Source organism: Hymenobacter caeli (genome assembly GCF_013294115.1).
In the GTDB taxonomy this organism is placed as follows: domain Bacteria; phylum Bacteroidota; class Bacteroidia; order Cytophagales; family Hymenobacteraceae; genus Hymenobacter; species Hymenobacter caeli.
In genome coordinates, this window is sequence record NZ_JABSNP010000007.1 from 126496 (window position 1) to 148622 (window position 22127).

18 protein-coding genes are annotated in these 22127 nt (G+C 58.1%); 13 read left to right on the forward strand and 5 right to left on the reverse strand.

All coding sequences use genetic code 11. The features are described from left to right. Positions 1 to 136: 136 nt before the first annotated feature. The 5 genes from HNP98_RS09380 to rpsF all read right to left on the reverse strand — a co-directional run bounded on the left by HNP98_RS09380 (position 137) and on the right by rpsF (position 5940). A complete protein-coding gene (locus HNP98_RS09380; RefSeq protein WP_173809807.1) occupies positions 137 to 2167 on the reverse strand; it encodes a thioredoxin domain-containing protein in 2031 nt (676 codons plus the stop codon). A 74-nt stretch (positions 2168 to 2241) separates the two neighbouring features. Next, positions 2242 to 4650: a GSCFA domain-containing protein gene (locus tag HNP98_RS21535; RefSeq protein ID WP_217425710.1), complete on the reverse strand. Its 2409-nt coding sequence runs from the start codon at positions 4648 to 4650 to the stop codon at positions 2242 to 2244. A gap of 93 nt (positions 4651 to 4743) precedes the next feature. Next, positions 4744 to 5187, reverse strand: a complete 444-nt coding sequence (gene rplI, locus HNP98_RS09390; protein WP_173809808.1) for a 50S ribosomal protein L9 — start codon at positions 5185 to 5187, stop codon at positions 4744 to 4746. 86 nt (positions 5188 to 5273) lie between these two features. Further along, entirely contained in the window at positions 5274 to 5507 is a 234-nt protein-coding gene (gene rpsR, locus HNP98_RS09395) for a 30S ribosomal protein S18 (RefSeq protein WP_173809882.1), read from the reverse strand. Between the two features lie 55 nt (positions 5508 to 5562). Then, entirely contained in the window at positions 5563 to 5940 is a 378-nt protein-coding gene (gene rpsF, locus HNP98_RS09400; RefSeq protein ID WP_173809809.1) for a 30S ribosomal protein S6, read from the reverse strand. Positions 5941 to 6349: 409 nt separating this feature from the next. Between rpsF and HNP98_RS09405 the strand changes: the two genes are divergently transcribed. The 13 genes from HNP98_RS09405 to HNP98_RS09465 all read left to right on the forward strand — a co-directional run bounded on the left by HNP98_RS09405 (position 6350) and on the right by HNP98_RS09465 (position 22124). Next, positions 6350 to 7696 (forward strand): cytochrome c3 family protein, encoded by a 1347-nt coding sequence (locus tag HNP98_RS09405; protein ID WP_173809810.1) that lies wholly within the window; start codon positions 6350 to 6352, stop codon positions 7694 to 7696. Positions 7697 to 7861: 165 nt separating this feature from the next. Further along, on the forward strand, positions 7862 to 10915 hold the full coding sequence (locus HNP98_RS09410; protein WP_173809811.1) for a TAT-variant-translocated molybdopterin oxidoreductase: 3054 nt from the start codon (positions 7862 to 7864) through the stop codon (positions 10913 to 10915). Positions 10916 to 10965: 50 nt separating this feature from the next. Continuing rightward, positions 10966 to 12426, forward strand: coding sequence for an NrfD/PsrC family molybdoenzyme membrane anchor subunit (nrfD, locus tag HNP98_RS09415; RefSeq protein ID WP_246275057.1), 1461 nt, complete (start codon positions 10966 to 10968; stop codon positions 12424 to 12426). Next, on the forward strand, positions 12419 to 12946 hold the full coding sequence (locus HNP98_RS09420) for a DUF3341 domain-containing protein (RefSeq protein WP_173809812.1): 528 nt from the start codon (positions 12419 to 12421) through the stop codon (positions 12944 to 12946). Before nrfD ends, HNP98_RS09420 begins: the two co-directional genes overlap by 8 nt. Then, positions 12946 to 13683, forward strand: coding sequence for a c-type cytochrome (locus HNP98_RS09425; RefSeq protein ID WP_173809813.1), 738 nt, complete (start codon positions 12946 to 12948; stop codon positions 13681 to 13683). Before HNP98_RS09420 ends, HNP98_RS09425 begins: the two co-directional genes overlap by 1 nt. Positions 13684 to 13700: 17 nt before the next feature. After that, complete coding sequence (locus HNP98_RS09430) at positions 13701 to 14987, forward strand: quinol:cytochrome C oxidoreductase (RefSeq protein ID WP_217425711.1); 1287 nt, start codon at positions 13701 to 13703, stop codon at positions 14985 to 14987. Between the two features lie 102 nt (positions 14988 to 15089). Next, the gene (locus tag HNP98_RS09435) at positions 15090 to 16166 is read left to right on the forward strand and encodes a cytochrome c oxidase subunit II (protein WP_173809814.1); all 1077 of its coding nucleotides are present in this window, start codon (positions 15090 to 15092) and stop codon (positions 16164 to 16166) included. Positions 16167 to 16189: 23 nt separating this feature from the next. Beyond that, positions 16190 to 18076 (forward strand): cytochrome c oxidase subunit I, encoded by a 1887-nt coding sequence (locus tag HNP98_RS09440; RefSeq protein WP_246275058.1) that lies wholly within the window; start codon positions 16190 to 16192, stop codon positions 18074 to 18076. Between the two features lie 102 nt (positions 18077 to 18178). Then, positions 18179 to 19273, forward strand: coding sequence for a COX15/CtaA family protein (locus tag HNP98_RS09445; protein ID WP_173809815.1), 1095 nt, complete (start codon positions 18179 to 18181; stop codon positions 19271 to 19273). 58 nt (positions 19274 to 19331) lie between these two features. Continuing rightward, positions 19332 to 20204, forward strand: a complete 873-nt coding sequence (cyoE, locus tag HNP98_RS09450; protein WP_173809816.1) for a heme o synthase — start codon at positions 19332 to 19334, stop codon at positions 20202 to 20204. An 81-nt stretch (positions 20205 to 20285) separates the two neighbouring features. Continuing rightward, positions 20286 to 20873 carry a cytochrome c oxidase subunit 3 gene (locus tag HNP98_RS09455; protein ID WP_173809817.1) on the forward strand — a complete coding sequence of 196 codons (588 nt, stop codon included), beginning with the start codon at positions 20286 to 20288 and terminating at the stop codon, positions 20871 to 20873. A gap of 21 nt (positions 20874 to 20894) precedes the next feature. Continuing rightward, a complete protein-coding gene (locus HNP98_RS09460) occupies positions 20895 to 21665 on the forward strand; it encodes a cytochrome c oxidase subunit 3 (protein WP_173809818.1) in 771 nt (256 codons plus the stop codon). A gap of 105 nt (positions 21666 to 21770) precedes the next feature. Further along, positions 21771 to 22124: a cytochrome C oxidase subunit IV family protein gene (locus HNP98_RS09465; RefSeq protein ID WP_173809819.1), complete on the forward strand. Its 354-nt coding sequence runs from the start codon at positions 21771 to 21773 to the stop codon at positions 22122 to 22124. The last annotated feature ends 3 nt before the right edge of the window (positions 22125 to 22127 follow it).

A 22127-nucleotide genomic window follows, 5' to 3' on the forward strand; every position in this document is an offset into this window, starting at 1 on the left:
GGGGCGAGTCTGTGACTCACGGCCGCGCAGCGGCCCGGCGGGTCGGCCGTTCAATTCTGCGAGTTGCAAACTCGCCCCGTTCATCAGCCAGCAGTTACGCGCTTCGCGCTAAACTGCGGCCAGCGCTACAGCACCACTATTTCAGCGCGGCCTGGGCGGCGGCCACGCTTTGCACCGGGGCCAGGCAGGTATAGTTGCGGCACACGTAAATGTCGGTGTGCCCCGGCCGGGCCGGGCGGTGCTGGAGCAGTGGCAGGGCCCCCATCTTCGTCCCCCCGGCTACTACCGTGTCGAACAGAAACTGGCGGTTCAGCCCGGCGCGGAAGGCGTCGGCTTCGTGGCCCACAATGGCAATTTCGGGCCCCGGGTGCAGCTGGGCCGCGTACAAGGCGGCCCAGTTGGTGAGGTGCTGGGGCTCCTTCACCACCAGCGCCTGCACCTGGGCCAGCATGGCGGCCGCCAGGTCCACGTAGTCGGCGCGGCCGAGGTGGCGGCCCAGGCGGCGCAGGTTGTGCGCCATCACCGAGTTGGAGGCCGGAATCACGTTGTCGAACAGCTCCTTTTTGCGGGCAATGAGCGGCTCGGCGCTGCTGTCGGTGTAGAAAAACTGCGTCTCGGCAGGGTCGAAAAACTGGTCCAGCGCGTACTGGGTCAGGGCTTCGGCCTCCCGCAGCCACCGCTCGGCAAACGTCACTTCGTAGAGGCTGAGGTAGGCCTGGATGACCAGCGCGTAGTCCTCCAGAAAGCCGCTGATGTGCGCCGTGCCGGCCTTGAACGTGCGCCACAGCCGGGGCCCCTGGCGCAGGTGCTGCTCAATAAAATTTGCGTTTCGCTCGGCCATCGCCAGGAATTCGGGCTCGCCAAAGGCCCGGTAGGCGTCCGTGAGGCCTTGCAGCATCAGGGCGTTCCAGCCGGTCAGGATTTTATCGTCGAGGCCCGGCCGCACCCGCCCGGCCCGGGCGGCCATTATTTTCTGCTTCCAGCCCGCCACCAGCGCCGCCAGGGCCTCGGGCGCGAGGTGGTGGTGCACGGCAAAGTCGGCATCGGGCTCGCGGCGGTGCAGGATGTTGCGCCCGTGCTCCCAGTTGCCCTCGGCCGTGCAGTTGTAGTACTCGGAAAACAGCGGCTCCTCGGGCCCCATGATTTCGCGCAGCTCGTCGTGGGTAAACACGTAAAACCGGCCTTCCTCGCCTTCGCTGTCCGCGTCGAGCGACGAGTAAAAGCCGCCGTCTTCGCTGGTCAGCTCCAGCCGCACAAACTCCACGGTGTCGTACACCACGTCGCGAAACAACGGCTCGGCCGTTACCTGAAAGGCCTCGCTGTAGAGGCTCACGAGCTGGCCGTTGTCGTAGAGCATCTTCTCGAAGTGCGGGGCCAGCCAGTCGCCGTCCACCGAGTAGCGGGCGAAGCCACCGTGTGCCTGGTCGTAGATGCCGCCCCAAGCCATTTCGCGCAGCGTGAGCACGGCCTGGTCCAGGGCCCCCTGGCTGCCGGTCACGGCGTGGGCCCGCAGCAAAAAGCGCCAGATGCTGGGCATCGGAAACTTCGGGGCCCGGTTGGTGCCGCCCCGCTCCCGGTCAAAATTCAGCCCCAGGTGGTAAAGCAATAGCTTGAATTCTTCATCCGACACCCCACCAGCCGTGGCTACTGTGGCCCCGTATTTTTCCAGCTCGCTGGCCCCAATCACCTCCACAAACCGTGCGGCTGACTGCTCTAGCTCGGCGCGGTGCTCGCCGGCGTAGGCTTCACCGATGTTGGCCAGCAACTGCATCCAATTGGCCCGGGGGAAGTACGTGCCGCCGTAGAACGGCCGGGCGTCGGCGGTCAGAAACACGTTCAGCGGCCAGCCGCCCTGCACCCCCATGGCGTGCAGGGCCTCCATGTATACCTGGTCCACGTCGGGCCGCTCCTCGCGGTCCACCTTGATGCACACGAAGTGCGTGTTCATCACCGCCGCCACCGCCTCGTTCTCGAACGATTCGCGCTCCATCACGTGGCACCAGTGGCAGGCCGCGTAGCCGATGCTCACCAAAATGGGCTTTTGCTCGGCCTGGGCGCGGGCCAGCGCCTCGGGGCCCCACGCGTACCAGTCCACGGGGTTGTAGGCGTGTTGCAGCAGGTAGGGGCTCGTCTCGTGCGCGAGGCGGTTGGGGGCATGGGTGGGCATGGGAAGGAAGGCGAGGGGCGTGGCAGGTAAACAACAAACCCGGCGAACGAGGCCGGGTTTGAATTAATGCCGACTTACGCCGATAAATCCGAATCGGGGCCCGCGTCCGGCGGGGCCGCTGCTTTCTTCGCCCGCGTCGCCCGTGGCTTGGCCGGCTGCTGGGCGGCAGCCGGTGCGGCCGGTGCGGGTTTGGCGGCCGGTGCCGCCACGGCGGGTTTGGCGGCCGTGCGGCGCGACGCAGGTGCCTTCCTGGCCTCCACGGCCGGGGCAGGGGCTACCTCGGCCTTTTTAGTAGCACCGGCTTTGGCCGTTGGCTTGGCGGGTTTAGCTACCGGCCCGGCTGCTTTGGTCGTGGGCGTAGCCGCTTTGGCGGCGGGCTTAGCCGGCTTGACGGTTGCTTTGGCTGCGGGCTCAGCTGTCTTAGCTGCGGGCTTGTTTGCTTTAGCTGTTGGTTTAGCTTCCTCCACCGCTGGCTTGGTTGCCTTAGCTGTCGGTTTAGCTGCTTTGGCAGCCAGTGTGCTGGTCACCAGCGTGGCTGTGGCGCCCCGCATCCGGCCGGCTACCGGGCCGGTGGGCCGCACCAGTGGTGGGGCCAGTAGCTCGGCCAGGGTAGGGCCAGGTTTGGGGCGGGCCTCGTACTCGGGCCGCGCCGCTGGTGCAGCGGGCGGTGCGGCCGCGGCGGGCGTGGCAAACAGCGGCCGGGCTTTGGGCTGTTGCCGGCGGTCGTCGCGGTTCCGGTTGCCCGATGGCTCCGGCGCGGCGGGCACCAAGGCTTCAGCCGCCAGCGGGGCCCCGGAGACTGGCTGCCCCGCAGCAGCCGGCAAAGTCGTTGCTGATCCCGGGGCCGATTCGGCCGCGGGTGCGCCTTCGGCGGCCGCGGCATGGGGCTGGGCCGCGGCTTTTTCGGTGTTGCGCCCACGGTCGCGCCCGCCCCGCTTCACGGGCACCGACTTGGTGATGACGCTGGACTTCTGAGGTTCCGGCTGCGGGTTGCGCGGCGCGGCGGCCACTTCCTCAGCAGGAGCGGCCAATTCCGCATCGGCCACGGGGTTCTCAGCGCCTTCCTCGGCCTCCGTCGTTGCCAGCCGGGCCGCGTTTTTGCGGGCCGTGCGCTTGGCCCCGCCCCGCGAGCGGCGCTTCTTCTTTTTCGACGGATCGGTTTCGGTACCGTCGGCCGCGAACAGCGCGGCCTGGCCAGCCACCGGCGCAGCCGCTTCCACCGACTCAGCAGGGTACGGCACGGGCGGGGCAGCCGGCGCAATCGGCTCCTCCACGGGCATTTGCTGGTCCGCGTTGCGGCGGTTGCGGCCGTTGCGGTCGTTGTTGCGGGCCGCCCGCTGGGCGCGGAATTCTTCGGGCGACAGGCGCGGGGCCCGCTCGCCCGTCGTTGCCGGGGTATCGGCCGGCCGCTCGGTTGCTCCTGCTGCGGCGGTTTTCGTGCCTACGTCAATGCGCTCCTCCTCATCGGGAACCGCCTGCCCAAAGGCCGGAGTCGTGGGGACGGGCAGCGTGGCCAGCCGCTCGCTTACTTCGCGCAGCTCGGCGGCCACGTTCACGCGCTGGCGGCCCAGCTGCTCCAGTCGCTCCCTGGTGTTTTCCAGAAACTGCCGGTGCTCGGGGGCCGCCGCGTTCAGCGGCCGGTGCCCCAGGGCCTGGCGCAGCCCGGTCCATTCCTTGCGGAAGCGCCCAAAATCGGCGTCGAAGTACGCGCGGGCAAACTTCTCCCACACGTAGTCCTCCGCTACTTCCGACGGGTGCAGCATGTCGGCGGCGTAGAAGCGGTAGTCGCGCAGGTCGTCGGTCAGCAGCTCGAACGCGGGGAAGTAGCTCACGTCGGGCAGCAGCTCGCTCAGGTAGTGGCAGGCCACGCGCAGCACCGATTTGCTCACCGCATTCAGCGGCAGCGTGTCGCGCAGGTGGCGCACCGGGCTCACCGTCAAGATGATGCGCAGCTTGGGGTTGACGCGCCGCAGGTAGGCGTGGGTTTCGGCCAGGGCGTTGATGATTTCGTCGGGCGTCAGCAGCACCTTCTCGAACAGCTCGGCGGGCATCTTGTGGCAGTTGTTCACCAGCTCCCCGGTTTCGCGCAGGCGATAGGCCCAGGCCGTGCCCAGCGTGAGCAGCACCGCGTCGGCCCCGCGCAAAAACTCGCCCGTGCGCCGCACCGTTTGCTGGATGTCGTGCAGCAGCTCTACCGGCGTGGGGGCCCCCTGGCTGCCGTGCAGGTCGTAGCTCTGCCAGCGGCCCCGCGCCTCCACCAGGTGCTGCTGCCAGTCCACGTCCTCGCCCAGCGCCGCCCGCAGCAGCCGGCCCGCCGCCAGGGGCTGGAACACCGTTCCGAAGGGGTTTACCAGCACATTCACCTTGTCGGCGGCCAGCCGCGCCCCCATGCTGTCGGCAAAGCACGAGCCCAGCGTGAGCACCCGCGCCGCCGCGGACAGCTGCTGCGCCGCTGGCGCAATTATCAGTTCAGTTCTAAACATCGAAGCAAAAGTAGCCGCCCTGCACCATTAAAATAAAAAGCAAAAGGCCCCGCCGTTACGGCGGGGCCTTTTACAAGCCTGGATAAGTTTCACCTACTCGGCCACCACGCGGAAATGAACCGTGTGCTTCACCTCCTTGTGGAGGCTCAGCGTGGCAGTGTAGTCGCCGGCGGCCGAAGGCTCCTGGTCGAACGATAGGCGCTTGCGGTCCACGTCGATGCCCTTGGCCTTCAGGGCCTCGGCCAGCTGCAAAGTGGTGACGCGGCCGAAAATCTTGCCGCTTTCGCCCACCTTGGCCGGGATGTCCAGCACCATGCCGCCAATCTGGTCGGCCACGGCCTGGGCATCGCCCTTGATTTTGTCGGCTTTGTGTGCGGCTTGGCGCACGTTCTCGGCCGTAATTTTCTTGTTCGTCTTGTCGGCCAGCATGGCCAAGCCCTGCGGCAACAGGAAGTTGCGGCCGTAGCCCGACTTCACGGTCACGGTGTCGTTCTTGTAGCCGAGGCCCTTGACGTCGTCTTTGAGGATGATTTCCATGTCGTTTTTTCTGGTAATAAGTATTCGGTAGCGGGGAGTCGGCCAAGGAAATGGCCAAAAACTGCCTGCTGCCCAATACGGACTACTTATTTAAGGGCATCTGCTACGTAAGGCATCAGGGCTAGGTGGCGGGCTTTGGCCACGGCCTGGGTCACTTTGCGCTGGAACTTGAGGCTGGTGCCCGTGAGGCGGCGGGGCAGCACGCGGCCCTGCTCGTTCACGAACTTCAGCAGGAAGTTTGGGTCCTTGTAATCCACATACTTGATGCCGTTCTTCTTGAAGCGGCAGTACTTCTTGCGCGTGTCCACCGGCTTGTTCATGGCCGAGCGGTCGTTGTTGCGGTTGTTCGAGGGCGTTGCCATATCGCTGTTAAAATTATTGTGCTACGGCTTCGGTCTCCTTGGCAGCCTTCTGCTGGTTCATCTCGCCGTTGCGGCGGCGGCGGTTGTAGTCCACGGCGTGCTTGTCGAGCACCGTGGTCAGGAATCGAATGATGCGCTCGTCGCGGCGGTAAGCCAGCTCCAATACATCAACGATGTTGCCCGAGCCCGTGAATTCCAAGCAGAAGTAGTAACCAGTGGTTTTCTTCTGAATGGGGTAGGCCAGCTTGCGCAGGCCCCAGGCTTCGGTGGACAAAAGGTCGGCGCTATTTTCCTTAAGCACCTGGGTGAACTTCTCGACCGTCTCTTGCACCTGGCCCTCGTTCAGCACGGGGGTTACGATGAAGACCGTCTCGTAATTTCTTACTTCCATTACGACGGGGTGAAAACTGATGAAAAAAATTTGATTGGGGCGCAAAGGTACTTATTTCCAAACAGACTACCAAGCTGTTGGCCACTTTCTCGGCAAGACTGCATTTCTTGGGCGAAACGCTGAACAAGTTGCCCCGCTTTTTTGTCCAGAAGGTGGTAGCATTCCAACAGGAAACGGCCCTGCGCCCCGAGCGGCCGGGGCAAGGCTGGGCAGTACTGAGCTGCTGTGGTAGCCGAATAGTTGACTATTTAAATGACGCTTTACTGCTTATCTATTCTGATTCTAAATAGTGTTCTCACGTTGTTCCCAGGCCCATAATCGCCCCTCTGGCTTTTGCTGCCCACGATTCGTATCCTACCTTTGTGCCCCTGAAATGCCTTGGCGTTTCGTTATTTCTGCCTGTTTTCGTATGAATAGCAACCGACTAAGTTCGTTATCTCACCTGGTGCTGGCGCTGTTGTTCGCATTCGCCAGCGTGCGGCCCGCCTCAGCACAAGACCCCAGCTCTAGCGCCGCCACCGTGAGCAAGGCGGGCGTGACCCCTGGGGCCACCGCCGGTGCCACGCCAGCCACCGCTGTCGCGCCAGCCGCTGGCGGTGCCGATGCCGCTGCCGTGCAGGCCGGCGATGCCTTGTTCAAGGCCAACTGTACCCAGTGCCACGCCGTGAACGAGCAAGTGGTGGGCCCCGCCCTGGGCGGAATCAGCAAGCGTCGCCCCATTACCTGGATCATTCCGTGGATTCACAACTCGTCCAAAGTAGTGGCTAGTGGTGATGATTATGCCGTAGCCCTCTACAACAAGTTCCAGAAGCAGCAGATGCCTAGCTTCGCGGCGCTGTCGGATAAAGAGATTACCTCGATTGTGGCCTACATCACTTCGCAAGAAGGACAGGCTGCTGGCCCAACTTCCCAAGTAGTGGGTCCAGTTGATGGTAAGACCGATGGTGGGAGTGCTGGCGCTGATGCCGGTGGCTCTGGTAAAGCCGTTGATATCCTCCTCATCGCCTTGGTAGTGGTACTGATTGTGATGGTGGTTACCCTCGTCATCATCGGAAACCTGATGAAGGACGTGCTACGGGGCCGCAAGGACTTGGACGGCCGCGACACCGAGATTTTGGATCAGCGCTTCGATTGGGGCAAGCTGTACCGCTCGTCCGTGATGCGCGGCATCGTGGGCACGGTCTTCGCCCTGGTGCTGCTCTACGAAGGGGTGCAAAGCGTGATGGCCGTGGGCCTGACGCAGGGCTACCAGCCCACCCAGCCGATTGCCTTCTCGCACAAGCTGCACGCCGGCACCAACCAGATTAACTGCGCCTATTGCCACACCTCGGTGTACAAAGGTAAATCGGCCAACATTCCCTCGGCCAACATTTGCATGAATTGCCACTCGCAAATCAAAACCGAATCGCCGGAAATCAAGAAAATCTACCGGGCCATTGAGCGCAAGCAGCCGGTGCAGTGGGTACGTATCCACAACTTGCCCGACCTGGCCTACTTCAACCACTCGCAGCACACCCAGGTGGGTGGCCTCCAGTGCCAGACCTGCCACGGTCCCATTCAGAACATGGAAGTGGTTTACCAATACTCGGCCCTCACCATGGGCTGGTGCATCAACTGCCACCGCGAAACGCCGCTCAACACCAAAGGCAACGCTTATTACGACAACCTCGTGAAACTGCACGACACCAAAAATGCCGGGGCTCCTTTTACAGTGTCATCGAACGGCGGCACCGAGTGCTCGAAGTGTCACTACTAATCGGCTAAAAGCGGTTTAGGATTTTTTGAACATCGTTCCTTAATCCTAAACCGCTGCTTATCCCGCTTACCACAAAGAGAATCCGCTTATAAAATTCAAGTACCTCGCGGTTCTGGAGCATTACCAGCTAATCTTCCAAATCCCCGAGTCCCTAAGTCCCCAAAAATGAAGTACTGGAAAGGAATTGAGGAACTAGAAAGCACTCCCGAATTCATGAGCACGGCTTTTGCCGAGTTTCTGCCAGTTAAGGAGAGCCACGAAAGCAAGGACGCCACATCGGCTCCGCGTCGTGACTTTCTGAAACTAATGGGTTTTGGAGTTGCTGCCGCGACGCTGGCCTCGTGCGAGGCTCCGGTGCACAAAGCTATTCCTTACCTCAACAAGCCGGAAGAAGTAGATCCGACCATCTCCAACTTCTACGCTTCGACCTATTTTACCGGTTCCGATTATAACGCTGTACTGGTGAAGGCCCGCGACGGACGGCCAATTAAACTCGAAGGCAACCCCGAATCGCCCATTACCCGAGGCGGCCTTTCGGCCCGGGCTCAGGCCGCTGTACTTGATTTGTACGATAGCGCCCGCCTGCAACACTTCGCTATTAAAGGGCAACGCACCGAGACGGCCGAGGTTGACCGGCAAATTCGGGCTAAGCTAGCGGCCACGACGGGCAAGATCGTCATCGTATCGCCGACCATCATCAGCCCAAGCACTAAAAAGGCCATTGCGGTTTTTGCTGCCCGGTACGGTACCACGGAGCACGTAATGTATGATGCCCATTCGGCGAGCGGCTTGCTGCAAGCTAACAATGGAGTGCTACCGGGCTACGATTTCAGCCGAGCCAACGTTATCGTGAGCCTCGGGGCCGATTTTCTGGGCACTTGGCTCTCGCCGGTAGAGTTCGCCAAACAGTATGTGAAAAACCGGAAGGTGAGCAACGACAAACGTACCATGTCGCGCCATTTCCAATTTGAAGCAAGCATGTCGCTTACTGGCTCTAATGCCGATGTACGTGAAGCTATAAAGCCCTCGGAAATGGGAGCCGTAGCTGTGGCCCTCTACAATGCGGTAGTGGGCGGGGGAAATACTCCTACGTTCAGCAACCCGCGCGTGGCCCCGCAAATTGCTAAGGCTGCCGCCGAACTGAAAGCCAATCGGGGGGCCAGCTTGGTGGTAGCGGGTTCGAATGACCCTGCAGTGCAAGCCTTGGTAGCTGCTTTGAATCAGAGCCTCGGCAACGTTGGCACCACTTTAGATCTGACAACTCCCAGCTATGTGCGCCAAGGCGATGACGCCCGCATGGCCGCGCTGGTAAAAGATATGAATGCCGGTACCATTGGGGCCGTAATTTTCTACAACGCCAACCCGGTGTACAACCACCCGTTGGCCGCGGAAGTGAAATCTGGCATCGCCAAAGTGCCATTGACCATCTCGTTTAACGACCGCCTCGATGAAACTGGCAGTCTGTGCCAGTACGCTACTCCCGACAACCACTGGCTGGAATCGTGGAACGACTTTGAGCCCAAGCGCGGCTTTTTGAGCTTGTCGCAACCGGCCATCACACCGATTTTCGCTACCCGCCAGGCCCAAGAAAGTCTGTTGCGCTGGGCTGGAAACAATGAAACGTACTACAATTTTCTGCGCAATAACTGGCGCGGAGTTGTGAGCGGCCCTTTCGACGCGGCCTGGGACAAGGCGGTGCATGATGGAGTGGCCTTAGGTACAGCTTTGCCGGCTGCGCCGGCCATGCTTACCCCGGCTATGAGTGTTGGCGATGCCGTGTCGCGCATCAGCAGCGCACCTAAGCCTGCCGCTAATATGGTGGAGGTATCATTCTACGAAAAAGTAGGCATTCCAACCAGTGGAACGGGTTCTAATAATCCGTTCTTGCAGGAATTGCCTGACCCGATTTCGAAGGCTACCTGGGGTAATTACCTCGCCGTGTCCCGGTCTATGGCCGTTGCCAACAAGTGGGAGCAAGGGGACGTTATTAAAATCTCGGCTCCCAACGTGGCTCCCATTGAGCTACCCGTGCTTGTACAGCCTGGCCAAGCTGCTGGTACGGTCAGTATCGCGCTGGGCTACGGACGTACCATGAGCGGCAAAGCCGGCGACGGGGTGGGAGCCAACGCCGCGCCGCTGTTGATGGTTGCCAATGGTGGGGTTATGTACACTACAGTGGTCACCCTGGAAAAGACTTCGGCGAAGTCGCCCATTGCCCAAACCCAAACGCACCACACCATCATGGACCGCCACGAGGTGGTGCAGGAGAATACGCTGGCCAAGTACAAGGAGAACCCAAGAGAGGTAACTGAGCACGAGAAGGTGTACACGCCCGACGGCATGGAGAAACCTAACAAGGTTTCGCTGTGGCAGGACTACCAGTACAACAACCACCACTGGGGCATGGCCATTGACCTCAACTCATGCATCGGCTGCGGCTCGTGCGTGTTGGGCTGCCAGACAGAGAACAACATTGCCGTGGTGGGCAAACAACAGGTTATTAATCGCCGCGAGATGCACTGGATGCGCATCGACCGCTATTACTCTTCGGACCACCACGAAAACGAGTTTGAAACCAATGGTAAGATCAGTACCTACGCTGCCATGGAAGACCCTTCGGATAACCCGCAGGTGATTTTCCAGCCGATGATGTGCCAGCAGTGTAACCACGCGCCCTGTGAAACGGTATGCCCTGTGTTAGCTACTACGCACAGCTCGGAGGGTCTGAATCAAATGACTTATAACCGTTGTGTGGGCACGCGCTACTGCGCCAACAACTGCCCATACAAAGTGCGTCGTTTCAACTGGTTCTCGTACTACTCAAACGAGAAGTTCGAAACTGTTAACAGTCACATGTTCACCGACCTCGGGCGGATGGTGCTTAACCCGGACGTGACCGTGCGAGCCCGGGGCGTGATGGAAAAATGCTCTTTCTGCATTCAGCGTATCCAGTTGGGTAAGTTGGAAGCTAAAAAGCAAAAGCGCCGCCCTAAAGACGGTGAGATTGTTTCGGCCTGCGCCCAGTCGTGCCCTACTGATGCCATCGTATTCGGCGACATGCGCGACCCCACCACCCGTCTCAGCCAGTTGCTGCGCCGCGAGGACGGGGAGCGGGCCTTCCACTCGCTCGAATCTATCAATGTGCAGCCCAATGTGACGTACCTGACCAAGATTCGCAACTCGGCATCGGAAATGTTCGGCCCGGAAGAAGAAGCTTAATCAAGTTGCTTTACTGTTTGTTTCTCAGTACCTAAGCTCCAATATCCACTATGCAACACGTATCAGCAATTCGTGAGCCGCTCGTTACCGGGGGCAAAACGTTACACGACGTGACCCAGGATATTTGCTACCAAGTGGAAGCCAAGCCCAACATTCGTTGGATTGGGGCCATGAGCGTGGCTTTGTTCTTTCTGGGCATCTTTTTCTACTCCGTTTACCGGACCTTATGGTATGGCATCGGTGAGTGGGGCCTGAATAAAACCGTTGGTTGGGCATGGGACATCACCAACTTCGTGTGGTGGGTGGGTATCGGCCACGCCGGCACACTTATCTCGGCAGTGTTGCTGTTGTTCCGCCAGAAGTGGCGGTCATCCATCAACCGGGCGGCCGAGGCCATGACGATTTTCGCAGTTATCTGCGCCGCCATGTTCCCAGTGCTGCACATGGGCCGTCCTTGGTTGGCCTTCTACGTGTTTCCGCTGCAAAACACGCTGGGTTCGCTGTGGGTAAACTTTAACTCTCCGCTGCTCTGGGACGTGTTTGCCATCTCGACCTACTTCACTGTGTCGTTGGTGTTCTGGTACACAGGCCTTGTGCCCGACTTTGCTTCCATCCGCGACCGTGCCAAGGGCCCGATTGCTAAGTTCAGCTATTCCATGCTGAGCATGGGCTGGACGGGTTCGGCCAAAGCTTGGTCGCGCTACGAGACGGTATCGCTGATTCTGGCCGGTGTTTCCACCCCGCTAGTGCTTTCCGTGCACACCATTGTATCGATGGACTTTGCCACGGCCGTTGTACCTGGCTGGCACACCACCATTTTCCCGCCCTATTTCGTAGCTGGTGCCATTTTCTCCGGCTTCGCTATGGTACTCACGCTAATGCTTATCACCCGTGTGGTATTCAAGCTGGAGGACTATATTACTCTGGAGCACATTGCCCTTATGAATAAAATCATGATGGTAACTGGCTCCATTGTAGGGGTAGCGTACATCACGGAATTCTTTATCGCCTGGTATTCGCAAGTAGAATACGAGCAGTATGCTTTCCTCAACCGGGCTACTGGGCCTTACTGGTGGGCATACGCCATGATGATGACCTGCAACGTAATTACTCCGCAGTTGGTGTGGTTCCGCCGGGTGCGCTACAGCATCGGGCTGACGTTCATCCTCTCCATTGTCGTTAACATCGGTATGTGGTTCGAGCGTTTCGTCATCATCGTAACCTCGCTGCACCGTGACTACCTGCCGTCGAGCTGGGCTATGTTCTCGCCTACCATTATCGATATCGGAGTATTCGTTGGTACGCTGGGCTTGTTCTTCACCCTGTTCCTGCTGTTCGCTAAGTTCTTCCCGGTTATTAACATGGCTGAAATAAAGGCGATTCTTAAGTATACGGTCGATAACGGCCCTACTTATTCGAACAACCCTGGCCACCACGCCCCAGCCACTATTACGACCGTAACTCCTGGTGTGCCTGCTTCGGCTCCCGTAACCTACGACAAGCATGACTAAGCGCTTTGCCCTCGGCGTCTTCGATGACGAAGACATCCTATTGCACGCCATTGATAACATCCGCAGCGCGGGGGTCAAGATATACGACGTGTTCTCGCCCTACCCGGTTCACGGCATTGATGACGCATTGGGCATTGAGCGTTCGCGCCTGCCTATTGCTGCTTTCTTCTACGGGCTGTGCGGCCTTTCTTTCGCCCTGTGGCTCCAGATTTACACTTTGGGCTTCGACTGGCCAATGATTATTGGTGGCAAGCCACAGATTGGCCTGCCCGCTTTCATTCCGGTTTCCTTTGAGTTGACGGTGTTTTTTACCTGCCACGGTATGGTAATAACCTTTTACACCATCACTGGGCTGTACCCGCGCTTTAAGACGCCGGTGATGGACGTGCGCTCAACCGATGACAAGTTTGTAATGGCCATCGAGTTGGATGAAACCAGTTCGGCGATGCCGAAATTGACCCAACTGTTGCGCGAAAATGGCGCTTCAGAAGTCAATCAGAAAGAAATGACCAAGAAATAATGACGCATCCGCTGAACCTGAGTCTGCGCGTTTCGGCGCTGCTGCTGTCCCTGGGGGGGCTGGCCTCGTCCTGTTCGCCCCAGGCTGATAGCCCTGGGGTAGAGTACGCCCCTGAGATGTACGAGTCCATCCCTTATGAGCCATTGCGCCAGACGGGGTACAATACCATCAACGCGTTTGGCATCAACGAGCGCACGCCACCCACGGGTACGGTAGCCCGTGGCAAACTAAGCTACTACGATCACATTCCAAAGGATAGCGTTGGCATTGCCGAACGCACTCTGCACAACCCGTTTGTTTACACCAAAGCAAACCTGGAAGAGGGCCAACTGCTGTATTCCCGTAATTGCCAGCATTGCCACGGTGAGCAGGGCAATGGCCAGGGCCCCGTTGGACTCAAGTTCAAAGGCGTGCCTAATTATGCTACTGGCTACTACGCCAAGATGAACGATGGCCACATTTACCACGTCATCGAATGGGGCCGCAATCGCATGATGCCCCACGGCTCGCAGGTGAACCCTGAGGAGCGGTGGAAAATAGCTATGTACGTGCGGGCCCTTGAGCTTGGCAAGGGCCCCGACGGCCTGAAGGAAATGATTGCTAAAGGGGCAAACGCTACGGCGGCCGACACGGCGTCCGTGGGTGGGGCCCCGCCCACCAATACAGCCGGCTCAGATAAGGGTTCTGAAACGCCCGGTCAGGGTAATACCAAAGGCCACAACGGCTCCGCTAAATAATTCCTATCGCACGTACTATGGCAACTCTGACGCAACAAGAAAGCGCCACGGCTGAACGGCTCGTCGTTACGGATGGTGCCCGTAAGATATTTCTCACCATTATCATTGCCGGGGTAGTGTTGCTGGTGGCAGGTGTATTGGCCGCTATTTTTCACTGGGGGGCTGCTTCCGAAGCTACGGGAACCGTGGCACATCAAGCAGGCAGTCCACTCTGGCTGAAGCGCATAATAGTGAGCTTGTGGCACAGCAACCTATTCATTTTAGGCATTTCGGCCGTTGGGACCGTGTTCGTAGCTATTAACTACGTAGCATACGCCGGTTGGTCGGTAATTGTGAAGCGTATCGCGGAGGCGTTTAGCGTTTGGCTTATCCCTGGGGCCATCATCATGTTTGTGGTGTTCCTATTGGGCCGTCATGACATTTTTGACTGGACGCGAGAAGGAGTGATGACTAAGGGCTCAGCTACTTACGACCGTATCATTGCCGGTAAGAGCGGCTTCCTAAGCACGCCATTTTACCTGATTCGCATGGTATCGTACCTGGTCATCTGGTGGGCTTTCTCATGGAAGTTGCGTAAGCTATCCTTAGAAGAAGACTTAAACGGTGGCACTCAGTACTTCCACACTAGCGTGACCACTGCTGCACTTTTTCTCGTGCTATATGCGGTAACCTCGTCCATGTCGGCTTGGGACTGGATAATGTCGGTAGATGTGCACTGGTTCAGCACTATGTTCGGGTGGTATGTATTCGCATCTTGGTGGGTATCAGGCATTGCTGGGATTACGCTTACGGCTATTTTCTTAAAGCAGAACGGTTACCTGCGTTTTCTTAACGCCAACCACTTGCATGACTTGGGTAAGTTGATGTTTGGTTTTAGTATTTTCTGGACCTACGTATGGTTTTCTCAGTTCATGCTGATTTGGTACGCCAACTTGCCTGAAGAAGCTGTGTATTTCAACCAGCGTCTGGGGGGATTCAATGGCCAGTATACTGCTATTTTCTTCTTCAATATCGTCATCAACTTCTTCTTTCCGTTCTTGGCTTTGATGACTCGTGACGCCAAGCGGCAAATGATTGTCCTTAAGATTGCGTGCATTGCTATTCTAGTCGGCCATTGGTCAGACTTCTATTTGATGCTAATGCCGGGCACTATGCGGGGAGAAAATGGGTTTCTGATTGAAATAGGGGTCGCCGCCATTTTCTTGGGTTCCTTCCTGCTATTGATGACGCGCCGCTTGTCGGAAGCCTCGTTGATTCCTATGAACCACCCATTTGTTGAAGAAAGCATTCATCACACTACTTGATTATTGCCTGCATTAACTAGTAGCTGGGCATAACCTAAGTCAATCCGGCCTGTTATCATCTAGCAGTTGGTTAATCACCTCTGACCACCAATACAAATCTCAATGTCCACCCTTGTCATTATAGCCGTTTTGGTGTTGTTACTGGTCGTTTTCGGCCTGTTATTTCGCCTCCAGATTCTGTCTTCTATCTTTTCTGGTTCCTTCACCCGTGATATTGGCATGAGTAACAGCGTAAACGCTGTGTTGATGCTGGTGTTTCTGGTTGGTGGCGGCAGCTGGTTTGCCTACTCCTTCGTGGAGAACTATGGCAAAATGAACCCTCCGATTGCCTCGGTACACGGCCACCACATGGAAACCATGTTCTGGACCACGATGGCTGTTATCGGGGTAGCTTTTGCGATTACCCAAACGCTTCTCTTTGTGTATGCCTATAAGTACCAATACAAAGAAGGCCGGCGGGCATACTTTTTTTCGCACAATAACAAGATTGAAGTCATCTGGACGATTATTCCCGCTATCGTTATGGCGTCGCTGATTTTCGCGGGCTGGAAGGCTTGGACGCGCATCACCGGTCCAGCACCCAAAGATTCGGTAGTAGTTGAGTTGATGGGCAAGCAGTTTAACTGGCTTGTGCGTTATCCGGGCCGCGACTTGAAGCTGGGCGTAATTAATTACCGGTTGATTGATGCCTCAAACGACTTTGGCATTGATTTGAACGACCAAGCATCGCAGGACGACTTCACGACCACTGAAATTCACGTTCCCAAAGGCCACCCGGTACTGTTCAAAATCCGCTCCCGCGATGTATTACACGCGGTGTATATGCCGAATTTTAGGGTCCAGATGTACGCCGTACCTGGTATGCCGACTCGTTTCTGGTTCACACCTACAACATCGACGGATGAGATGCGGGCCAAGCTTGGCAATCCGAAATTTAACTACGAGCTGGCTTGTAACCAGGTATGTGGCAAAAGCCACTACGCCATGAAAGCGACGGTAATTGTTGATGAGCCCGACGACTATCAGAACTGGTTTGCTTCGCAGAAATCATTTGCTTCGCTAAACCCCGATTTGGTAGCTTCCTTTAAAAAGAAAGCCATCGAAGGAACCCCAAAGCCAGCAGTTGCCGCGGAAGGCAAGGAGACCACGCCCGCGCCCCTGGCCAACGCTTCGTTTTAAATAAACCTTAAGAGCCTTTCGATATGTCAGATATGTCAGCCAAGCCGAACCTGTCGGCTGGAGTTCAGACGGCCGGCGGCATAGGCACTGCCCCCGCATCGCACACGGAACATGGTGAGCACGCTCACCATGACGAGCACGAACACCACGAGCAACATTGGTTGTGGAAGTATGTGTTCAGCCAGGACCATAAAGTAATTGGTAAGCAATTCCTGATAACCGGTATTTTCTGGGCCATCATCGGTGGTACGCTTTCAAGCCTTTTCCGTTTGCAGTTGGGCTGGCCCGAAGGCACCATGGAATGGCTGACCCCAGTGCTTGGGAAATGGATTGAGGGGGGCAAGCTGAACCCGGAGTTCTACTTGGCCTTGGTCACGATGCACGGTACCATCATGGTATTCTTTGTGCTGACGGCTGGCCTTAGCGGCACGTTTTCCAACTTTTTGATTCCGCTTCAGGTGGGGGCCCGCGATATGGCGTCGGGCTTCATGAATATGCTCTCGTACTGGTTCTTCTTCCTGTCGAGCATAATCATGTTTATGTCGCTGTTTCTGGAGACTGGTCCGGCGGCTTCGGGTTGGACCATTTACCCGCCGCTGTCGGCGCTGCCCCAGGCCATTCCTGGCTCGGGCATGGGCATGACGATGTGGCTGGTGAGCATGGCATTCTTTATTGTGTCGCAGTTGTTGGGTGGGGTTAACTACGTTACTACGGTCATCAACCTGCGTACCCGGGGCATGAGCATGAGCAAGCTGCCCCTGACCATCTGGGCATTTTTCCTGACGGCTATCCTGGGCATCCTGTCGTTTCCGGTGCTGTTTTCAGCGGTTCTGCTGTTGGTATTCGACCGTTCTTTCGGTACTTCTTTTTTCCTCTCGGATATCTACATTGCCGGCCAGGCACTGCCTAACCAAGGTGGTTCGCCGGTACTGTTCCAGCACTTGTTCTGGTTCCTGGGCCACCCTGAGGTGTACATTGTGATTATGCCTGCCATGGGTATGGTTTCGGAAGTATTGGCAACCAATGCCCGGAAGCCGATTTTTGGCTACCGCGCCATGATTGGCTCGCTGATTGGTATCTCGCTACTCTCTTTCGTAGTGTGGGCTCACCACATGTTCGTGACGGGTATGAATCCTTTCCTGGGTTCGGTCTTCATGTTCCTGACGCTAATTATCGCCGTGCCTTCCGGGGTAAAAGTGTTCAACTGGCTGGCTACACTGTGGCGTGGTAATATCAGGTTCACTACGGCCATGATGTTTAGCATTGGTTTTGTGTCACTGTTCATTTCCGGGGGCCTGACGGGCATTATCCTCGGCAACGCCACGCTGGACATCCAGATGCATAACACCTACTTCGTTGTTGCCCACTTCCACTTAGTAATGGGCTCCGCAGCCTTCTTCGGCCTGTTCGCGGGGGTGTACCATTGGTTCCCGAAGATGTTCGGCCGCATGATGGACGAGAAGTTGGGCTACGTCCACTTCTGGCTCACGTTCGCCGGGGTGTACCTAGTATTCCTGCCCATGCACTACGTTGGTATCGCTGGCTTCCCCCGTCGCTACTACGCCTGGACTGGTTTTGACTCGTTTTCGCAGTTCGCTGACCTAAACAAGTTTATTTCGACAGCTGCCATTTTTGCTTTCTTCGCGCAGTTTATTTTTATCTTCAATTTCTTCTACAGCATCTGGCGCGGCCGTCGCGCTACCGAGAACCCTTGGAACTCGAACACGCTGGAGTGGACTACCCCGGTGGTGCCCGGCCACGGCAACTGGCCCGGCGAGATTCCTGCCGTGTACCGCTGGCCCTACGACTACAGCAAGCCCGGTGCAGAAGCGGATTTTATTCCGCAGAACGTCCCGTACTCGCAAACGCAGTCGTCGAACCTGCCTTACGAGCAAGAGTTGGCTGATTAATCGCTGCTTACCAACTGTCCGAAGCGGGCTGCCTAACCGGCGGCCCGTTTTTGTTTGACCCTTGTACAGGTAAGCATTTTGCCTTCTCAACTGTTGTTATCAATGCATGACGCTGCTTTTCGCCGTTTCCGTTTTGTGGGTTTGCTCACGGTTGTATCGGTCTATTTGCTGATTCTCGTAGGGGGCGTGGTGCGTAGCACCGGCTCGGGCATGGGCTGTCCCGACTGGCCAAAATGCTTCGGTACTTGGGTACCACCTACCAAGGCCAGTCAGCTGCCAGCCAACTATAAGGAGGTGTACACTGCTCAGCGAGTAGCAAAAAATAAAAAGCTGGCCCTAACGCTGCAACGCCTAGGGTTTGCCCAAGTGGCGGGTAGCATCTTCGCGCATCCCACGCAGTACATTGAAACGGATTTTAACCCCGTCAAGACTTGGATTGAGTATGTAAACCGCCTTTTGGGGGCCCTGATTGGTATTTTCGTGTTCCTGACGGCAGTGCTGGCCTGGCCCTACCGGCGGCGCGACCCACCGGTGTTTTGGCTGGCCGTATCAGTTTGGCTGCTCACCGGCGTGCAGGGTTGGCTGGGGTCCTTGGTGGTGTCGACCAACTTACTGCCGGTGATGGTAACGGTGCACATGGGGCTGGCGCTGCTGATTGTGGCCATTCTGCTGTATGCCGTGGACCGCGCCCGGGCGCAAACAGGTGCTACGGTGGCCCAGCCTCCCATGCTGGCCTCGGGGGGCCTGCGGGCGGTGCTTTGGCTGGGGCTGTTGGTCACGTTTGGGCAAATCATCCTGGGTACCCAAGTGCGCGAGCAAGTTGACATTGTATCGGCCGCCGTGAACTACACGGGTCGGGCCGGATGGGTAGGCCAGTTGGGAGGCGTATTCACGGTACACCGGGCTTTTTCGGGGGCCGTGTTGGCGCTGGTGCTGTACTCAGCATATGAATTGTGGCAGCTGGGGCCCCGGCGGCGGCGGCTAGCCCAAGGCATGGTGGCCGTGTTAGTGGTCGAAATGCTGGCGGGCATTGTGCTGGCCTACGCCGCCCTGCCGCCGGTGGTGCAGCCGGTCCACCTCACGCTGGCCACCGTGCTGTTCGGCCTCCAGTTTCTGGGGCTGCTGGCGGTAGGGAAACGGCCTGCCCGGCTGCAGATTGAGGTGCTGACCCGGCCCGCTCACGGGGTTGTTGCGTAACTTTGCGGCCCTGTTTGGCCCTCGAAGGGGCAATCCGCGTTTGTAGTCACCCCGTTGAATGGTAAAGGCCCGCGCCTATTTTCAGCTGCTCAAATTCCGGCTTTCGCTCACCGTGGCGTTTTCCAGCGCCATTGGCTACATGCTGCGGGTAGCGGAATTTCGTTGGTCCAACGTGCTGCTGGTGATGCTGGGCGGGCTGCTGGTCACGGGCTCGGCCAACATCATCAACCAGGTGCACGAGCGGGAACTGGACAAGCTAATGACCCGCACCGCGAAGCGGCCGCTGCCGCTGGGCATCGTCTCGCCGGCCGAAGCGTGGGTGTTTTGCGTGGTACTGGGCGTGGCCGGGCTGGCGTTGCTGGCGTGGCAGTTCAACTACCTCACGGCGGCGCTGTCGCTGCTGTCGCTGGTGCTGTACGGGTTTGTGTACACGCCCCTAAAGACGATTTCGCCCGTGTGCGTGGCCGTGGGGGCCATTCCTGGCGGGCTGCCGCCCCTCATCGGGTGGGTGGCCGGCATGGGGCCCGCGGCCACGTTTGCGGCGATGGGCCCCCAGCCGTGGGTGCTGTTCGGCATTCAGTTCATGTGGCAGTTTCCGCACTTCTGGGCCATTGCCTGGGTGGCCGACGACGACTACAAGCGGGCCGGCTTTAAAATGCTGCCCTCGCCGGGCAAGCGCGACCTGCGCACGGCCTTTCAAATCATGACCTATACGCTGCTGCTGATTCCGCTGAGCCTGCTGCCGCTGGAGTTCAACATCGCGGGCCGCATCTCGGCCGGGGTAGCGGCCGTGTGCGGGGTGCTGTTCCTGCTGCTCACCGTGCAACTTATGCGCACCCAGGACCGCAAGGCCGCGCTGCGCATCATGTTTGCCTCTTTTTTGTACCTGCCCATCGTACAAATCGCGCTGGTGTTGGACAAAATACAGTAGTTCTTTGTTAACAAGCCAGGGGGCACACCGCCCCCGCCGCGGCAACGCGGCCCTTTTAATAGCACACCGCTAACCAAGCGTATGAACCCCATCGAATCCCTTTCCGAAAAGGAAATAGGCCTGGGCTGGCACCCCAAGCGCGTTTTGCTGATTTTGCTGATGGTGTCGAGCACCATGATTTTTGCCTCGCTTACCAGCGGGTTCATCGTGCGGCGCGACGAAGGCAACTGGCGCGAGTTCGACCTGCCGTCTATTCTGGCATTTAACACGATAGTAATTGCGCTGAGCAGCGTGGCCTTGCAGTGGGCCTACATGTCGGCCAAGAAGGACGAAATAGGCCGTGTTAAGTTGGGCCTGGCGCTGGCGTTGGGGTTGGGGCTGGTGTTTCTGGTGGGCCAGTGGCTGTGCTGGGGGGCCTTGGTGGACGGCCGCACCTTCTTCGGTGGCATGGACGCCAACGTGTCCGGCTCGTTCGTGTACGTGCTGATGGGAATGCACGCCTTTCACCTGCTGGCGGGACTAGTTTTCCTGGCCGTGGTGCTGCGCCGCACGTTCAACTATCAGGTGCATTCGCGGGCTTTGCTCTCCATCGGCAACGCATCCATTCTGTGGCACTTCCTGGGCGCTCTTTGGCTGTACCTGTATTTGTTCTTACTTTTGAACCACTAAAACGCCCTATTTTTGTCCGCTATGGCCCAAACCACCACCTTGCAGCCCACCGCGGCCCCCACCCTCGACGCGCCCCGCACCGGCAACTGGGACGGTGGCAACGAACCCTTCAAGGCAAGCTACGGCAAGCTGATGATGTGGATTTTTCTGCTGTCGGATGCCTTTTCGTTCGGGGCCTTCCTGACCACTTACGGCATGATTCGCCACAAGCACGCCGTGTTTACCGGCGAGGCTTCGGCGTTCCATTTCAGCACCAAGTGGTGGCCGATTCCCGACCACGTATTCAATGCCTTCCCCGGCATGGGCCACGCCAACGTGCCGCTGGGCTTTGTGGCTTTGATGACCATGATTCTCATCTTTAGCTCCGTGACGATGGTGTTGGCCGTAGAGGCCGGCCACCGTATGGACAAGGCCGACGTGCAGAAGTGGCTGTTGTGGACCATCCTGTTCGGCGCGATTTTCCTCTCCAGCCAGGCCTGGGAGTGGGGCCACTTCATCCGGGGCCACGAAGAAGGCACGCTGATGGCCGACGGCACCGTGTTCCACGGGGCCAACCTGGCCGTGAACCAGTACGGGCCGGTGCTTTTTGCCGACTTGTTCTTCTTCATCACCGGCTTCCACGGCACCCACGTATTCTCCGGGGTGTGCCTACTGGTCTGGTGCTTCATCGCCACCACCAACGGCACCTTCGAGAAGCGCGGGCACTACGAGATGGTCGAAAAAATCGGTCTCTACTGGCACTTCGTGGACCTAGTGTGGGTATTCGTATTCACGTTCTTTTACCTGGTTTGACGATGAGTGAGCGAATGGGGGAACAGGGGGTGAAACACGACATCACCGGCTGGTAAACCTCATCTCAAAAGATACTCATCCACTTAGCTACTCATCCGCATCATTATGTCTTCTCCCGCTGCTACCGACCACGCCACGCTGAACGGCGAAATTGCCAAGCCCAACACCAGTTGGATTTGGCGGGTATTCTTCGTGCTGGTGGCCATCACGGCCGTTGAATTTGCCATTACGTTTGCCCTGGAAGCCCAACACTTCCGGACGCTGCGCAACAGCATTCTGATTGGCCTGACCATTCTCAAGGCCTTCTTCATCGTGGGCGAGTTCATGCACCTGAAGCACGAAACCAAGGGGCTCATCTGGATGATTCTGGTGCCGTCGACCTTGCTGATTTGGCTGCTGGTGGCTTTGGTAACCGAAGGCTCTTTCATCGGCGAGACGATGGCCCACATGTTCAGCTAGCGG

Excerpts from the sequence above, each read along its gene's own strand:
- HNP98_RS09465 (WP_173809819.1), top strand. The coding sequence starts at position 21,771 with ATGTCTTCTCCCGCTGCTACCGACCACGCCACGCTGAACGGCGAAATT.
- nrfD (WP_246275057.1), top strand. The coding sequence starts at position 10,966 with ATGCAACACGTATCAGCAATTCGTGAGCCGCTCGTTACCGGGGGCAAA.
- rpsF (WP_173809809.1), bottom strand. The coding sequence starts at position 5,940 with ATGGAAGTAAGAAATTACGAGACGGTCTTCATCGTAACCCCCGTGCTG.
- HNP98_RS09445 (WP_173809815.1), top strand. The coding sequence starts at position 18,179 with ATGCATGACGCTGCTTTTCGCCGTTTCCGTTTTGTGGGTTTGCTCACG.
- HNP98_RS09435 (WP_173809814.1), top strand. The coding sequence starts at position 15,090 with ATGTCCACCCTTGTCATTATAGCCGTTTTGGTGTTGTTACTGGTCGTT.
- HNP98_RS09440 (WP_246275058.1), top strand. The coding sequence starts at position 16,190 with ATGTCAGATATGTCAGCCAAGCCGAACCTGTCGGCTGGAGTTCAGACG.
- rpsR (WP_173809882.1), bottom strand. The coding sequence starts at position 5,507 with ATGAACAAGCCGGTGGACACGCGCAAGAAGTACTGCCGCTTCAAGAAG.
- HNP98_RS09455 (WP_173809817.1), top strand. The coding sequence starts at position 20,286 with ATGAACCCCATCGAATCCCTTTCCGAAAAGGAAATAGGCCTGGGCTGG.
- HNP98_RS09410 (WP_173809811.1), top strand. The coding sequence starts at position 7,862 with ATGAAGTACTGGAAAGGAATTGAGGAACTAGAAAGCACTCCCGAATTC.
- HNP98_RS09405 (WP_173809810.1), top strand. The coding sequence starts at position 6,350 with ATGAATAGCAACCGACTAAGTTCGTTATCTCACCTGGTGCTGGCGCTG.
- HNP98_RS09460 (WP_173809818.1), top strand. The coding sequence starts at position 20,895 with ATGGCCCAAACCACCACCTTGCAGCCCACCGCGGCCCCCACCCTCGAC.
- rplI (WP_173809808.1), bottom strand. The coding sequence starts at position 5,187 with ATGGAAATCATCCTCAAAGACGACGTCAAGGGCCTCGGCTACAAGAAC.
- cyoE (WP_173809816.1), top strand. The coding sequence starts at position 19,332 with ATGGTAAAGGCCCGCGCCTATTTTCAGCTGCTCAAATTCCGGCTTTCG.
- HNP98_RS09380 (WP_173809807.1), bottom strand. The coding sequence starts at position 2,167 with ATGCCCACCCATGCCCCCAACCGCCTCGCGCACGAGACGAGCCCCTAC.
- HNP98_RS09430 (WP_217425711.1), top strand. The coding sequence starts at position 13,701 with ATGGCAACTCTGACGCAACAAGAAAGCGCCACGGCTGAACGGCTCGTC.
- HNP98_RS21535 (WP_217425710.1), bottom strand. The coding sequence starts at position 4,650 with ATGTTTAGAACTGAACTGATAATTGCGCCAGCGGCGCAGCAGCTGTCC.
- HNP98_RS09420 (WP_173809812.1), top strand. The coding sequence starts at position 12,419 with ATGACTAAGCGCTTTGCCCTCGGCGTCTTCGATGACGAAGACATCCTA.
- HNP98_RS09425 (WP_173809813.1), top strand. The coding sequence starts at position 12,946 with ATGACGCATCCGCTGAACCTGAGTCTGCGCGTTTCGGCGCTGCTGCTG.